Here is a 15,702-nt window from a genome sequence, read left to right as displayed (position 1 = left end):
TGTCTTTTATACTATTTTTATCAAAATAACTGCTACTTTTTGAACTTATTGGCAAATGTTTTACCACTGTTAGCGTCAACATTAATACTAACAATCTTGTTACCTTTTAATAGGTCAGCTTTATAATACGCCGTATGATTGGCATAATCGCGATCATTCTCAAATTCAATTTCTAATATCTTACCACCCGTTTGTTTTTCAGCGATATTAATAGCCTTCATAATATCGATTTTCGCTTTTTTCTGAACTTGGTAAACGTTGATATCATCGCCATCAAGACGATCCGTTTCCTTTTTTACAATTTTACCTGTATTGGCATCTACTTTGATTTCATAATTGACGCTATCGGTACTGAATTCTAATTCATAGACGCCACCTTTGCCAATGGCATCGCTATCATCCTCATCAAAATCGGCACTGATTAAAATACCAGAAGCTGATTTACTGGCGATAGTAATGGCTTGCTTTAAGCTAATTTTCGCAGCTTGCGCAGCGCGTACTTCGTCTACATTACTAGCGGCACTGGCGGCTGTAGTTATGACGCCCGTCGTCAAGGCTAATGTCAGACAAGCACCCAATGTTGTTAGCTTAAAACCTTTGAGAATTTTATTCATCATATCGTCTCCTGATTCATATTTTTATTTATTACTATCGATTTTGTTTACCGTATTTTTTATTCAACTCTACCGCTTTTCTTATCATAACGCTGATGAGATAGACCTGTGCAGCAAAAAAGTATCCTAATGTATCATCATTGTTTGCAGTCAAAAAAACCGCGCCTATCCTCTTAGATAAGCGCGGTTTATGAAAAACTGCTTTCGTATTAAGACAAGTTTAGTTCAAGATACCATAAGCACATAAGGCATCAGCAACGCGTTTAAAACCAACGATATTTGCCCCTGCCATATAGTCGATATAACCGTTATCGGTCTGGTTATATTTTTCTGAAGCGTCAGCGGCGCAGTCGTGGATATTTTTCATAATGCACTTTAAGCGCTCATCGACTTCTTCAAAGGTTTTATATTGACGTACAGAGTTTTGTGACATCTCAAGACCCGATACCGCGACCCCGCCTGCGTTGGCCGCTTTACCTGGTGCATAGTGGACGCGGTGCAAACGCACATAGTCAATCGCATCAGCGGTCAGTGGCATGTTAGCGCCTTCGGCAATATATTTAATGCCGTTTTCAACCATTAATTTGGCATCTTCTTCATCAACTTCGTTTTGGGTCGCTGATGGAATGGCGATATCACCTTTGATATGCCAAGGTTTTTGCTTAGCTAACCATTCACCGCCGAATATATCGACATAATCACACAACGGCTTACTTTGGGCTTTTTGCTCTTTTAGCCAATTGATTTTTTCTTGGTCCATACCGTTTGCATCGTGCAGCGTACCTTGTGAATCAGATACAGTCAGTACTGTTGCACCCAGCATGTGGGCTTTTTCAGCGGCGTGGAGTGAGACGTTACCGGCACCTGATACCAACACTTTTTTGCCTTTGATGTTATCGTTTTGAGCGGCAAGCATGTTTTCTAAGAAATAAACTGCGCCATAGCCGGTCGCTTCGGTACGCATTAAGCTACCACCAAAACCCACGCCTTTACCGGTCAAGACACCGCCGTGCTCACGGGTTAGATTCTTATACATCGCAAACATATAGCTGACTTCACGTCCACCGACGCCGATATCGCCTGCCGGTACATCGATGTCTTTACTGACATATGGATGCAGCTCACGCATAAAAGCATAGCAAAAACGGCGGATTTCACTGTCAGACTTACCTTTAGGATCAAAATCAGCGCCACCTTTACCGCCGCCCATCGGCAAGCCAGTTAAGGCGTTTTTGAAAATTTGCTCAAAACCTAAGAACTTAAGGACCGATTGGTTGACGGTAGGATGAAAGCGGATCCCGCCTTTATAAGGGCCTAAGGCATTGCTGAATTGTACACGCCAGCCGCGGTTGACCTGCACTTCACCCTTATCGTTTTCCCAGTTGATACGAAAAGCGATAACACGGTCAGGCTCGACAAGACGCTCAAATATTTTGAACGTATCATATTCCGGATGGGCGTCGTATAGCGGAGCAATAGTGATTGCAACTTCTTTTACCGCCTGAATAAATTCAGGTTGATGGGCGTAACGTGCTTCGACTTTTTCGATTGCCTGACTGATACTCATATAGGTTCCTTAGGGTAAAAATGGTCATCGTGCTGATTCACGTGGGTGTTTTATCGCTTAAATACAAACGATGGGATTTAAAACACCAATGTGAGATTGAAATCGTTTCTATACGCTAGTAAATATAGAAACTGGGAGATTAGAAGCCAACTGAATGTGTCTCTAAATCGTAAACCCAGAAGCACAAACAATTTTTATCTCATAACTATATAGCATTTTTTTGCCGTATAAGTCTAGTAAATATCACCATCATCAAAATTTATAAAGGATATTTATTTCATTATAATCTATCAATAAACCTGCCGTGAAAACTCGTTAGTCAAAAAAACGACCACTGTTATTTGAGTGATTTACGGTGATTTTGTGCAACATTGTCGTCTTAAATAACCCTTTGATTGCTTTACTTGCTACTTAGACTATAGGAAAAAAACACATTAATGGAAAATAAAAATACTAAACAACTTAAAATATGCCAACTTTTATTTATTAATTACAATAAAATTGCGATAAACGGTGTTGAAATAAGATTAAGTAGTAAAAAATGCGCGATATTAAGGCGTTAAATAGCGCTCTGCCATATCAATAGTAACAGTAAGGGTTTATAATATTGTTCACTAGTCGAAGACTAAAATCAGAAACCCCCCAATCTCAATTATCCCCTTATTTATTCGTCACAGAGAAATCGTTATGCGTACAGACTCATTCCAGCAAATCTTGGAAGACCTAAACAGCTCATCTGCCGATGTTGAAGCATCTGCCCTTATCTCGAACGATGGTCTTATGATTGCATCGGCGCTGCCTACAGGCGTCGATGAAGACCGCGTTGGCGCGATGTCTGCTGCTTTGTTATCACTAGGTGACCGCGCAGGTCGTGAATTGGCTCGTGGTAGCATCGACCGTATTATGATCCAAGGCGAAAAAGGCTATGTGATTATGACCTCATCAGGTGATGAAGCGGTATTAACCATTATGGCAAAACCAAACGCCAAACTTGGCTTGATATTCTTAGACATTAAGCGCGCCTCAGAAGCTTTGGCAAAACTTATCTAATATTTATTTTTAAAGTTCTGTCATTAAGATTTTATGGGCTATCAGTGCTATAAAAACTACTTGATAAACAACACTTTAAATGAAAAGTTATGCCTTGTCTTATAAAAATTATTTAAGGTATTGCATACCGTTTATATTGAATAAATCTAACAGTGCGGTTTAAAACTTAAGTTTAATTGTCAGTTTGCCATATAAATTTAAGTCATACGCTTAAACTAAATGTTTTTTCAATAAGGTTTACGCTTTTTAATAATTATCACAACCATGATAAATGAAGGAGATTACAATGGGTTCTCCACTCCCCGACGCCATGAAGCCTGACATGCCAGCCGAAGAAGTCACCCTGACTTACCACGACGGCACTTCGCGCACTGTCTATGATACTGGTATCGAACGCCCTTATCCTGACGGTAAGTTAATCGTCTCACGTACCGACTTAAACGGCGTTTTGACGCACGTGAATGATGCTTTTGTCGAGATTAGCGGCTATGATGTCGATGAATTAATCGGTAAGCAGCATTATATTTTACGCCATCCTGATATGCCAAAAGCGGCTTATAAAGACCTATGGTCGACCGCCGACGCTGGGCAAAAATGGCATGGTTATGTGAAAAACTTATGCAAAGATGGCAGTCACTATTGGGTTTACGCGACTGTCGTACCAAACGTCCGTCGCGGCGAAACGGTTGGCTATACTTCGGTGCGCCGTAAACCATCGCGCAGCAAAATTGAGGCGGCAATCGCCCAATATGCCGAAATGAAACAAAATGAGGAAGGCTAAATCATGACGACACATAATATGTTAATCGCGCCTGATTTTTCGCCGGAGCGTTTTGCAGGCTGGCACATGTTTAATACTTTGATTCAAAAACGTGCCAATCTCAACATGCACCTAAATATCCCTACCTCGCATGCTGAGCAAGAAACCGTTATCAGTGAAGGCGATATTCAAGTTATTTATGCTAACCCTTTTGATGCGGCTACCCTTATTCGTGAGCACGGTTACCATGCGGTTGCGCGCCCTATCGGTAAATCTGATGAGATGGTCATCGCCGCGGCGGCAAATAGCGATATCAATAGTTTAGACGACATCAAAGCTGGCGCTACTATCGCCATGGCTGATAACCGCGATGTAAAATTGATTGGTTTACGCCTGCTTGAAGCGGTCGATATCGAAGAAGCCGACCTTAACTGGTCAGTGACTGAAACCTATCAGGCAGCGGCGCGCCAAGTGATTAAGGGTGAGGCGCAAGCGGCGTTCTTTTTGGCGGAGATTTTCCATAGCTTTTCACGCCTAACCAAAGCGCAGCTATCAGTGTTAATCGAAAGTGATTTGGCCGATATCAGCCACGTTTTGCTGATTAAAGACGGCTTTCCGGATACTGATATCTTGATAGATGCCATTTTGAATCTGCATAACGATGATGATGGTAAAGAAGCGTTAGCTGAACTCGGCATGCCGCAAGGTTTTGAAGCCATGAACGAAGAAGACGCGGAATTTATGATCGATTTGATGCAAACGTTACTTGACTAGCAGGTTCATTAGCATCTTACTGACGTCATAGCCTATTAGGCTACAGTAATACTAAGCAACAATCGCTATGGTCTATCACGTCACAGCGATTAAGCAAAGTGGTGGCCTAATAGCATTTTTATTAATACTTTTTGAATAACTTTTTAACCGCTTTTTGCATAGTGCTATGACTAACAGGACACGCTTATGTCTGATTTAGATCTCATCAAAGAAAGTGAAATGGCAGCACGGCGCGTCTATCGTCTTTACTCACGTAAGATATTTATCGCACCCAACAACCGCCATTTTCACGAACAACGTATCAATGCTGCCCTACTGTTAAACGAAAAAGAACCACTACAAGGTGCGGTAGCCGATTTTTTTTATGGCTGCTGGTATGACATTCCCTATGATGTCACCAATATGTTTACCCGCTTGCAAGGGCGCATGCTGCCGCATATCGAGCAAGGCTTTCGAGATTGTATCGATAAAAAAAGCTATATCCAAAAAAACAGTATGCTGGCAACGCGCTGGAGCGTACTGGTCTCACCATCTTTAAATGAACAGACGCAGCGCCTGCGTATCAGTAGCGATGACGCCAAAGAAATCGCTAAAGACATCGCCAACGATTTGATGCTCGCGCGTGACAATCAAGACTGGGATACCATAGAGCAAATCGAAAACGAGTTTTTTGCCCATTGTATCGCGCGTCACGACCGTCTGGCATTCTCCTTGGTGTGGTTTCGCTTGGGTAAAAGCGATTGGCAATTCGATGCGCGCTGGAATGACTGTCAGCAAAAACTTGAGCAAACCAAAAATGCACAAGACGCTTAACCTGCTTATTTTTATAGCATCATCAACATTCTTCTAACGAGTAGCCGCTATGTCTTCTTATTTAAACGCTGATAAAACCTATCTGACCTTGACCCCAGCTGGCATTTTTGAGTCATTTTCGCAAAGTGAACCAACGCCTGAGCAGTTATCCTTGCAAGATTTATTGTCGCATAACGAGACGCTGCTGGCCGCTGACTGGCTCGATCGCTATTCTGATGAATGGTTAGACAGCTTTTTGGAACATGGCTGGATTGAGAAGCTGTCGCTATTTTTGCCCGCGCCAAACTTGCCATTAGACCAGTTTTTACCCTATGTGGTTTCAAGCTTGTCTGGGAAACGCCGTGCGGCGATTGGCTCTGATGAAGGGTTTTGTTTGGCGCGGATTGGTTATAGCCAAGAAGAAGCCGACATGTTGAGTGTGGCGGCAGCTGACTTTTCAGGTTTTATGTTGCGCCAAAAGCAGCGCGGCTGGGCGGTAGAGAGCCAAGCGATTTCTTTCTTTCAGCAAGTTGATTTGTTGATTCCTGAAACCAGTTTTGTATTTTTATGGATTGATGGCTCAGGCTACGTGCTTATCATCGACGGCGAGCCTTTAACCAACAATCGTGCTTTTGTTGAATTGGTATGGGCGCTTAAAACGTCTGGATTGCGCTTTACTAATTAGGTCTAACCTTTAGCAAGCTACACTTAATTAAACCAACTGCTTAGTATAAATGCACCCTTTAACCATAAGCGGTGCATTTTTTATGTCTGTAACTTAAACTACTGAATATACTAATAAAAATTACCATTTATAATTTTATCGCGTAATAACAATACCCTTAGAATTAACAATAAAGGTTTAAACGTTAGATTATACTGATTATAAGCAACTGTTTACTTTTCCGTTAAATTTATAATTTCAATAAAAAATTTCCATTGCTAGATTTTCCTCATCTTCACATTTTCAATGTTTTAAATCATCTTTATTAATAACTACATTCCTGAACGTGGCAACTTTTGCCAAACCTTGCATTCTTGCTTATTTTTAGGACAGTTTATGGCTTCGCTAACCACTGTGCGCGTACGTTATCAAACGATTGAAATTGGCAATACTGACATTCATATCTGCACCCTACGCGACAAACAACAATTTAGTGACCCTGACAATGAGGCGCTAGACCTTGGTATTTGCTCGGCGTCGTGGCCGATGTTCGGCGTGATTTGGCCATCAAGCTTGGTACTCGCCAATCATATGCTGGATTATGACATTGCAGGCAAGCGTATCTTGGAAGTTGGCTGCGGTATGGCATTATCAAGTTTACTACTGAACCATCGCCATGCCGATATTACTGCGACCGATTATCATCCGACGGTTGAGTACTTTTTAGATAGAAATACTACGCTAAATAATAATAAAGAAATTAACTTTGAGCGTTTAGACTGGGCCGAGGACAATAGCCATCTTGGTAAGTTTGATATTATCATCGGTAGCGATTTACTTTATGAAGACCAGCATATCGATATCTTAGCGGAGTTTATCGACCGTCATGCGCTGCCAACTTGTGAGGTTATCGTCGTTGACCCCGGGCGCGGGCGCAAAAACAAGCTGACCAATAAAATGGTTGAATTTGGTTTTAGCAGTAAGCATGTTAAACCTGAGGACACCACTTATCTTGAGCTACCTTTTAAAGGACATATTTTGACGTTTTCGCGTTAATATTTAAAACAATCAAAACTTATATAATAAAAAAAGACGCCATTCCACGGCGTCTTTTTTATGGCTAAGCTGCTTTATTTTAGGGATAATTACAGGTGTTTTTTTATAGATTTCGAGTTAACGGTGGTTGCACACGTGAATACATGATTAATGAGATGCCATTAGATATCAGCTCAACCGCTAATAATACACCAAGAATATAGGTCGCTGACTGCGGATAGCTGGTAAATATCATGATAGCCAACGTAATCGAGATAAGCCCTGAGATTAATATTGGCACAAAAGCCACGGTTCGGCGTAGACCGAAAGCAACCATCACTCTGACGATACCCGTTGCCATAAATAAAATAGCAATTACCATGGTCAAGGTTAAAATACCTTGTAGCGGGTTTTGTAGCAGCTCAATACCGATAAATATGCCAAGCACACCGCCAATGGCCGCTAGCACTTTACCCGTCATGGTATAAGCACGGAACAGGGCGATAAACTGCAAAATACCAACCAGAAGAAATACGAATCCAGCCAATTGTTCAGCAGCGAAACTGGCGCTAAGCGGATTAAAAAAAGCAAAGATACCGCCAAGAATACTGATAATACCAACAACTAGCCACAATGTACGACTCATAAGATACCCTTACTTTATATTTATAATGCGCAAATGATATCGCAGATTATTGGCAGGCTTGTATGACGGTAGTAATGTATTCAGGCAATCCTGTTACCATCAGTGCCCAGGCGTTGTATCATGCTTATAACCCTACTAACGGTTTAGGCGTAATATGCCTATCATCCAAACAATTCTTGGCATCAAATTATTTATCAACCCAGCCCTGCTGTCGGGCATAGGCAAGTTGCTCGGGCGTATCGATATCATAGCTCAGCTGTTTATTGAAGACTGTCCTGATTTCACTGGGCGAGAGCGCTCTGATTAAATGACGTAAGCCTTTGTCTCCACTTATATGAAGCTGCCATTGTTTAAGTAGCTGATAATCGATAACTAACGGTAGACCAACGATGGGATTTTTCGTTTCATTCTTAGCATCTGCTCTACGCTCAATATGGTCATCTTTTGATAACATATCGAAAATCTGCCAATGCTCATAACCACTGGCAACCACTAAATGCTTACCGGCTAGCAATTCATTAACATGTTCAATGTCCAATAAAACTTGGTCAACCCCCATAATTAACACTCGCTCAACCACTTCATGATTAAAAGCTTTATCATTAACAAACTGAGTTAAGGCTTCAATAGCAGTATAAAGACTATGTCCCATACCAGTTTCGGGCGTTTGGTTAATGACAGTCTTGATATGTAAATGGGTGTCGCTTAGTTTTGCTACCTCACTAGCTATCGATGCCTCATTTTTAGGAATAACGACGATAATAACTTGCGGATTTGTACTTACTGCCAGTTGTAGCATGTGATTAATGAGAGGAACGCCATTTTTATAAAGCAGCTGTTTAGCCTCTCCAAGACGACGACTGAGGCCGCTGGCTAGAAGAATAATGGTATGGCTTGATTGCTGGCTAGAATTTTGATTTGGTAATGCCGCGCTATTTGACGTTAAGTCACTTTTCTTCATACACCGCTCAATATTTCAGATATGGTTCTATTATTATCTAAAAAATCATTAGCAGGATTTTGCTCGTGCATGACAGCGCTTATTTGTGCCATGATGCCAAGTGCTAAAGCTTCAGGGCCATCACCGCCTAGTTTATAACCAATCGGATAATGGAGTTTTTTTACGCCCTCACTTAAACTTGCCGGATTGTCTTTGGCAGCACGAATCTCATTTACCAAGCGCTCGGTTCGATAACTTGGGCCTAATTGTCCAAGATACTTATAATGAGTAGGATGCTCAAGCAATAACGAAAGACGGGCACGGTCTTGGGTCAAACTGTGCGACATCAACGCGACCGCCGCATGACGACTGAGCTTGAGCAGTTTCTCATTATCGTCCAATGCGACTGGCATCACGATATCCGCTTCGGGAAAACGCATCCGCGTGGCATACTGGGCGCGGCTATCGATAACGCTGACGTGCCAATCTTGTAATTTTGCCATGGTCACAAGCGGCATCACATCATTCCCTGCCCCGCAAACAAGCAAACGGTGCTGTGGTTGTAGACGCTGGATAAGCCATTCTGTGGTGATATCACCGTTTTTTAAGACAACGTATTCGGTATTTTTGTTAGAAACTACATGCGTTGACAGAGTTTTAACTAACTTTTTAATCTTATAAGTAAAAGCATTCGGGTCATTCATCAAAGCTTCATTAACCATACTATCGGCGCTAACAAAAGTTATTTTTTCGTTGGCACTGTAGTCTGCTAAATCAAGGCGCAGTCCAACTGGTAAATGGTATTGGTCATTTGCGCGAATTAACGTCGCTATCGTTGCAGGTTTTTGGCGACGGCGAACATGACGAATAACTTCTAAAAACGGCCTTGCGGCTGTCAAACGTTCAAACAGCACATGAACCTTGCCATTACAGCCCAAACCGAAATTTAGCTCATTTTCTAAATCGCCATTTCCATTGCCATTACTTTCACTATCATCATCTGCCTCGTCACTCTCATCACTACCCGTTTGATAAACCTGCACGTTTGCGCCATGACGCGTCAACCAAAAAGCACGTTTGATGATATGTGGTTCTAGGCAACCACCGCTAATCATCCCAACCGAACGCCCATCAGCGCAGATAAGCATCATTGCGCCAGGCCGACGATAGGCCGAGCCTTCGGTACGTACTACCGTTGCTAACACAGCATCGATGTTTTGCTGCTGCGCCTCGCCTGCTAATTTCAGAATATCAGCGACCTGATTCATAGTGCCTCTTATCTCTATTTATTTTTATTTTAGTTGCAGTTTTAATGATTAAAATTGCATTGCGCCTTATAAAAACCCGCTAGTGATGGCCGCTAGCGGGTGTCTTATATCAATCATCAGTTAGCCATTCTTTCATATCGATTATTAACAATAGCTATTCTGGCAACTCATGAAGCAGCTTATCAAGGGTGATTGGGAAATCGTAAACGCGCACACCGACCGCATTATAAATAGCATTAGCAATAGCCGCCGCTGCTCCAGAAATCGCGGTTTCGCCGATCCCTTTGATATGCATAGGATTGGTATAAGGGTCGTCTTCTTCTACCAATATCACTTCTAGTTGCGGCACATCGGCATTGACAGGTACATGGTATTCAGCAAGGTCATGATTGCATAGGCGACCATCGCGCTTATCATGGATGACTTCCTCCATAAGCGCCGAACCAATCCCAAACACCATACCGCCGTAGCACTGTGAAGTAGCGGTTTTATGATTTAAAATCCGACCAGCAGCAAAAGCACCTACCATGCGCTTGAGACGTATCTCGCCAGTCACTCTATGGACGGCGACTTCTGCGAAATTGACACCAAACGACGCTTGGCGATGGCTTTTGGCATTTTTACCCGGTTTGATTTGACCTTTAGCGCTCATTTTTTGCTCATCGCATTCAGCAATAATATCTGCCAATGCATAAGACTGAGAATTGCTAAAATCGTATTTTTCGGTAGCAGACTCTGATAATGCTAGACCTGTTTTCTCAGCGACTGTATCTTTTAAGTCTAGCGCTTTGTCTTTAAGCGTTTCGACCGCTGCTTCTGTAACGCTAGGGTTATGCTCGCCTGCTTGTTTGATCTGACCTTTATCAAGCTGAATGGTATCTGGATAAAGCCCTACTTTTTCTGCCAACATATCGCGCAGCTGCTCACAGGCAAGATAGATACCACTACCTGCACTTGCCGCACCCCAACTACCACCCGAGCCTGAGGCTGATGGCAGCTCACTATCACCGAGCTTCATCTCGATATGGTCTATCGGCAAGCCTAGTAAGTCAGCGGCGACCTGAGAAAACACCGTATAAGAGCCTGTGCCGATATCGGTCATATCGGTTTCGATAATGGCTTTAACGCCAAGGGCTTTTGAATCGTCAACTTGCAGTGTCGCCCGCGCCTCTGACGGTTTTAATTGGTTACCACGAGCGGAGGCCGCCATTCCCGTACCAATCCACCAATCACCCTCTAACTGACTGGCAGGCTTGGGATTGCGCTGCTCCCAACCGAACTGCGCCGCCCCTTGCTCCATACAAGCCAACAGCTGCCGTGTCGAAAACGGGATGTCTTGGCTTGGGTCTTGCTCAGGCTCGTTACGGCGGCGCAGCTCAAGCGGATCGATATTCAATTGCGTGGCCAATTCATCCATAGCACATTCAACCGCAATCATACCGACCGCTTCACCGGGTGCGCGCATGGAGCCCGACAGCACGTAATTCATATCTACTTGCTTATAATTCACGCGGCGATTTTCACCGCGGTATAAATATTTGGTCGACAGCGCCGTCGGCTCAAAAAATGCCTCACCCGGTAAATTACTGCCAACGGTATCGTGAATAAAGGTGTTGATATTGATAATGCCGTCTTTATCGCAGCCAATGGCGATACGTTGGCGAGTGTTTGAGCGTCTAACGGTTGCTTCCATCACTTGCGGACGCGTCATACTGATCAGCACAGGACGACCAAGCTCTTTTGCCGCAATCGCTGCTGCAATCGACTCAGGCGCGATACCCAATTTACTACCGAAACCACCACCAACAAAATAAGAGATTAATTGCACCTGATCCTTTTTTAGATCTAAAGCATCCATCACTTGCTGCTTGCAAGAGGCAATCATTTGGTTTGAGGTATACATGATGAGCTTATCGTCTTCCCAATAAGCCAGCGTCGCATGAGGCTCCATCGGCGAGTTGCTTTGACTTGGCGTATGGTAAAAGCGATCGAGAGTCACCTCTGCATCCGCTAAGCCTTTATCAGGGTCGCCTGTAACAGAATTTTTATCTGAGCCCTTTTGCTCATTGACGTCATGAGCACTTGGCAGCTCTTGGGTAAAGTTTAATGCCGCTTGTTCGGTCTCATTTTTATAAGTGACTTTAAGGGCATTAGCGCCTTCTGTCGCTGCTTCAAAAGTCTCAGCAACCACTACCGCTATCGGCTGCCCGTGATAATAAATCTCACTGGCGCCTTGGGTTGGTGCTTCGGTCTCACCGCCTTGCTGTGAGTTTCGCAAAAAATGCTTAGGATCGGTTACGACTTTAATGATGCCAGGAATATCCTCTAAAGCACTGCTATCGATATTTTCCACTTGTCCTTTGGCTATTTTCGCGCCAACTAAAACGCCGTAAACTTGATTTTCTCGATAAAATTCTGCTGAGTAAGGCGCTTGTCCGCTGACCTTTAACGAGCCATCAACACGGTTGATCGGTTTGCCGACCAACTTGCTTGCCGTTTTGTCAAAAAGCGAATCGACAGGCTCATTCATCATCATTTTTTTGGTAGGTTCTGATGGCAATACTGAGTCCAATAATGACATGATTATGCTCCCTCGCCCGCTAAGGCGCGCTGAATAACTTGTTTAAGTAGGCGACGCGTCAGTGGAATTTTAAAATCGTTTTGACCGTGACCTTTGGCCTCTTTTAATAATAAGTCTGCGGCTTGTGCGATCGTAGCGTCATCACCCGCCGTGCCCGTTAATAATGCTTCAACGTCTTCATTACGCCACGGCATCACCCCAATACCACCAAAAGCCAAACGTACGGTCGCCAAGTTACCGTCGTCATCAACCTCTATGACAGACGCACAAGACACTAAGGCAAAGGCGTAAGAAGCACGGTCACGGACTTTGTCATAGGTATGCATGCCTTTGATAGGCGGTGGTAAAACGACATGAGTGATAAGCTCGCCACTCTCCAAGACATTCTCGATATGCGGCGTGTCTTTTGGCAAACAATAAAAGTCTTTGATTGGAATACAACGGGTAGAACCATCTGCTTTCACCGTTTCAATAACAGCATCAAGCAACCGCATTGCCACCGCCATATCAGAGGGATGTTGGGCAATACAAGCATCACTTGTACCTAAAACAGCAAGGGTACGGTTCTCGCCGTTAATCGCTGGACAGCCACTGCCGGGCTCGCGTTTATTACATGAGCTGTCAGTCTGATAAAAATAATAACAACGCGTACGCTGTAAAAAATTACCGCCAGTCGTGGCTTTGTTACGCAATTGACCCGTCGCGCCCGCTAATATGGCGCGCGATAATACGGGATAATTGGCAATGACCTCCGGATGCGCTGCCAAATCACTATTGGTGACCAGCGTACCGATACGTAATCCGCCATCAGCGGTGGTTTCGATTTGCTCAAGCTCAAGACGGGTGATATCGACCAATTTGGTTGGTGTTTCAATCTCAAACTTCATTAAATCTAAGAGATTGGTGCCACCGCCGATAAATGACGCATCTTTTGGGCTGGCAGCAGTCGTTGCTTGCTCAGGAGCTTCGGCACGGACATAGTCAAAGCGTTTCATAAGTGAGCTCCTACTTGGGCGTTATGGTTTTTATTTTGCGACGGCTTGTTTTGTGAGGGCTTACTAAGCTGCGTCTCACTAGGCGGCGGCGACCAAATACCGGTAACGCTTGCAGCATCCGGGCCTTTGTTAATATTATTTTCAGTAGCAGCTTTATTTTTTATCTCACTCTCCAAAACCTGCGAGATGGCATTAATAATGTTCGGATAAGCCGAACAGCGGCAAATATTACCACTCATGCGTTCGGCGATTTCTTGCACCAGCAAGCCATCAGGGTTTTGTAAGTCGGTGGTCACGTAGCTTGGCCAGTTTTGCTTAATCTCTTCAATCAAAGCCGTGGCTGAACAAATCTGCCCTGGCGTACAGTAACCACACTGAAACGCATCGTGGTCTTTAAACGCTTGCTGTAAGTCTGAGAGCGATTCAGGCATTCCAATGCCTTCAATCGTGGTAATCTCATCACCGTCGTGCATGACCGCAAGGGTCAAACAAGAATTAACCCGTCGCCCATTAATGAGCATAGTACAAGCGCCGCATTGACCGTGGTCGCAGCCCTTTTTGGGTCCGGTAATTTGTAGATGCTGGCGACAGACATCAAGCAATGTCGTGCGCGGATCAAGATTATCGAGCTGATAATCCTGCTGATTAATCGTTAACGTCAAGGTAGACATGCTGGCTTCTCGCTGGCAGTTATTTATAAAAGGATAAGTGTGCACGCTCTTAAACAGCGCCAATCGTTTCATTATGGCGTATCAAAAACAGCACTTTGTTTTTACTTTGTAGTCATTGCAGTGTAGTTTTTTTAAGCAAATAGTGAGGACAAAACTTTTTTGTCAACTTTTAAACCTACGATAACTCTCCTTTACAACTGCGGTTGGCTGCTTAACTTCGTTAATAGAACCTGTAACTTAGCAATCATTGTAATCACGATTTCATTCTCTTAATATGGATTCAACCTTATAAAACCTTCTATAAATAAATCGAACATAATCAATAAAATAGGTATAAAAATATGGAAAACTCAAATCAACCGCTATCCAAAAAACCTCTGCGCATTGATATTGTCTCAGACGTGGTTTGCCCGTGGTGTATCATCGGTTATCGTCAATTGGCTGAGGCGCTCAAGCAAACCAATACCGAGCACGAAATACACTGGCATCCGTTTGAGCTAAATAGCAATATGCCAAGCGCAGGACAAAATTTGCGCGAACATATTATGGAAAAATACGGTTCGAGCAAGGAAGAATCAGACGCGAGCCGCCTTAGAATGACGCAAGCGGGCAATGAAGTTGGCTTTGAATTTAATTTCAACGATGACACGCGGATGCACAATACTTTTAATCTGCATCAGCTGTTGTATTGGGCAGGTCAACAAGGACAAAAGCCAATGCATGAGTTAAAGCAGGCGTTATTTGGCGCCCATTTTACCGATGGTAGCAATATTTCTGATAATAACGTGCTGGCTGATATCGCAGCGGAAGTTGGACTTAATCGGGAAGAGGCGCTGGCTGTGCTGGAGGATCAGCGTTTTGCCAAAGAGGTACGCGCAGAAGAGCGCCACTGGCAGCAGCAAGGTATTCAAAGCGTGCCAGCAATGATTTTTAATGAGCGGCACTTGGTCAACGGCGCGCAAGGCGTGGACAATTACGTCAATATTTTACAACAATTGGCTGCTATGCAAGAGTAAATAAAGCTTTGCTAATAAGACTATGATTAATGAGTAAAGAAAAATTACTGACGCTGTCAGACGAAGCAGAAGAAATTGTCTTGGATAAGCTTAGAGAGTATATGAGCGAGGAATTTGATGTTGATATTGGCAACCTGCCTGCTAAGTTTTTATTAGACTTTATCATCGAAACCTTAGGGCCATCTCTCTACAATCAAGTGATTGATGATATTGAACCTTGGTTATACGATAGATTTACAGGCGTTTTAGAAGACATGCACAGCTTTAAAAAAGATTAAAAGGCATACAAAAAAACGCCGCTCCATTATAGGAGCGGCATTTTTATTTAA

16 protein-coding genes are annotated in these 15,702 nt (G+C 43.4%); 8 read left to right on the top strand and 8 right to left on the bottom strand.

Features of this window, described 5'->3' with window-relative positions; genetic code table 11:
* Window positions 1–32: 32 nt before the first annotated feature.
* Window positions 33–617 (bottom strand): PepSY domain-containing protein, encoded by a 585-nt coding sequence (locus B3R91_RS00440; protein WP_068407247.1) that lies wholly within the window; start codon window positions 615–617, stop codon window positions 33–35.
* A 217-nt stretch (window positions 618–834) separates the two neighbouring features.
* A complete protein-coding gene (gene gdhA, locus B3R91_RS00435) occupies window positions 835–2,181 on the bottom strand; it encodes an NADP-specific glutamate dehydrogenase (RefSeq protein WP_286795771.1) in 1,347 nt (448 codons plus the stop codon).
* A gap of 687 nt (window positions 2,182–2,868) precedes the next feature.
* Between gdhA and B3R91_RS00430 the strand changes: the two genes are divergently transcribed.
* From B3R91_RS00430 to B3R91_RS00405, 6 genes are all read left to right on the top strand, one after another.
* Window positions 2,869–3,231: a roadblock/LC7 domain-containing protein gene (locus B3R91_RS00430; RefSeq protein WP_010201036.1), complete on the top strand. Its 363-nt coding sequence runs from the start codon at window positions 2,869–2,871 to the stop codon at window positions 3,229–3,231.
* Between the two features lie 286 nt (window positions 3,232–3,517).
* Window positions 3,518–4,012: a PAS domain-containing protein gene (locus tag B3R91_RS00425; RefSeq protein ID WP_201589255.1), complete on the top strand. Its 495-nt coding sequence runs from the start codon at window positions 3,518–3,520 to the stop codon at window positions 4,010–4,012.
* A gap of 3 nt (window positions 4,013–4,015) precedes the next feature.
* Complete coding sequence (locus B3R91_RS00420) at window positions 4,016–4,765, top strand: PhnD/SsuA/transferrin family substrate-binding protein (RefSeq protein WP_286795768.1); 750 nt, start codon at window positions 4,016–4,018, stop codon at window positions 4,763–4,765.
* A gap of 186 nt (window positions 4,766–4,951) precedes the next feature.
* On the top strand, window positions 4,952–5,578 hold the full coding sequence (locus B3R91_RS00415; protein ID WP_286795766.1) for a hypothetical protein: 627 nt from the start codon (window positions 4,952–4,954) through the stop codon (window positions 5,576–5,578).
* A gap of 49 nt (window positions 5,579–5,627) precedes the next feature.
* Window positions 5,628–6,242, top strand: coding sequence for a hypothetical protein (locus tag B3R91_RS00410; RefSeq protein WP_200662937.1), 615 nt, complete (start codon window positions 5,628–5,630; stop codon window positions 6,240–6,242).
* A 375-nt stretch (window positions 6,243–6,617) separates the two neighbouring features.
* The gene (locus B3R91_RS00405) at window positions 6,618–7,277 is read left to right on the top strand and encodes a class I SAM-dependent methyltransferase (protein ID WP_286795764.1); all 660 of its coding nucleotides are present in this window, start codon (window positions 6,618–6,620) and stop codon (window positions 7,275–7,277) included.
* A gap of 103 nt (window positions 7,278–7,380) precedes the next feature.
* On the opposite strand, the gene B3R91_RS00400 is transcribed toward B3R91_RS00405, so the two are convergent.
* The 6 genes from B3R91_RS00400 to B3R91_RS00375 form a co-directional block, all read right to left on the bottom strand.
* The gene (locus B3R91_RS00400) at window positions 7,381–7,902 is read right to left on the bottom strand and encodes an HdeD family acid-resistance protein (RefSeq protein WP_286795762.1); all 522 of its coding nucleotides are present in this window, start codon (window positions 7,900–7,902) and stop codon (window positions 7,381–7,383) included.
* 187 nt (window positions 7,903–8,089) lie between these two features.
* Complete coding sequence (locus B3R91_RS00395; RefSeq protein WP_286795761.1) at window positions 8,090–8,863, bottom strand: nucleotidyltransferase family protein; 774 nt, start codon at window positions 8,861–8,863, stop codon at window positions 8,090–8,092.
* The gene (locus B3R91_RS00390; protein ID WP_286795759.1) at window positions 8,860–10,110 is read right to left on the bottom strand and encodes an XdhC family protein; all 1,251 of its coding nucleotides are present in this window, start codon (window positions 10,108–10,110) and stop codon (window positions 8,860–8,862) included. The genes B3R91_RS00395 and B3R91_RS00390 overlap by 4 nt, the downstream gene beginning before the upstream one ends.
* A 154-nt stretch (window positions 10,111–10,264) precedes the next feature.
* The gene (locus B3R91_RS00385) at window positions 10,265–12,691 is read right to left on the bottom strand and encodes a xanthine dehydrogenase family protein molybdopterin-binding subunit (protein WP_286795757.1); all 2,427 of its coding nucleotides are present in this window, start codon (window positions 12,689–12,691) and stop codon (window positions 10,265–10,267) included.
* 2 nt (window positions 12,692–12,693) lie between these two features.
* Window positions 12,694–13,686: an FAD binding domain-containing protein gene (locus tag B3R91_RS00380; RefSeq protein ID WP_286795755.1), complete on the bottom strand. Its 993-nt coding sequence runs from the start codon at window positions 13,684–13,686 to the stop codon at window positions 12,694–12,696.
* Window positions 13,683–14,357, bottom strand: coding sequence for a 2Fe-2S iron-sulfur cluster-binding protein (locus B3R91_RS00375; RefSeq protein ID WP_286795754.1), 675 nt, complete (start codon window positions 14,355–14,357; stop codon window positions 13,683–13,685). The genes B3R91_RS00380 and B3R91_RS00375 overlap by 4 nt, the downstream gene beginning before the upstream one ends.
* Before the next feature lie 341 nt (window positions 14,358–14,698).
* Here B3R91_RS00375 and B3R91_RS00370 point away from each other — a divergent pair, with 341 nt between their 5' ends.
* Window positions 14,699–15,373: a DsbA family oxidoreductase gene (locus B3R91_RS00370; RefSeq protein ID WP_286795752.1), complete on the top strand. Its 675-nt coding sequence runs from the start codon at window positions 14,699–14,701 to the stop codon at window positions 15,371–15,373.
* Between the two features lie 29 nt (window positions 15,374–15,402).
* A complete protein-coding gene (locus B3R91_RS00365) occupies window positions 15,403–15,651 on the top strand; it encodes a DUF2164 domain-containing protein (protein ID WP_286795751.1) in 249 nt (82 codons plus the stop codon).
* The last annotated feature ends 51 nt before the right edge of the window (window positions 15,652–15,702 follow it).

It is taken from the genome of Psychrobacter sp. UBA6291 (genome assembly GCF_002439405.1).
In the GTDB taxonomy this organism is placed as follows: Bacteria; Pseudomonadota; Gammaproteobacteria; order Pseudomonadales; family Moraxellaceae; genus Psychrobacter; species Psychrobacter faecalis.
This window is presented reverse-complemented; position numbering and strand designations above follow the sequence as displayed.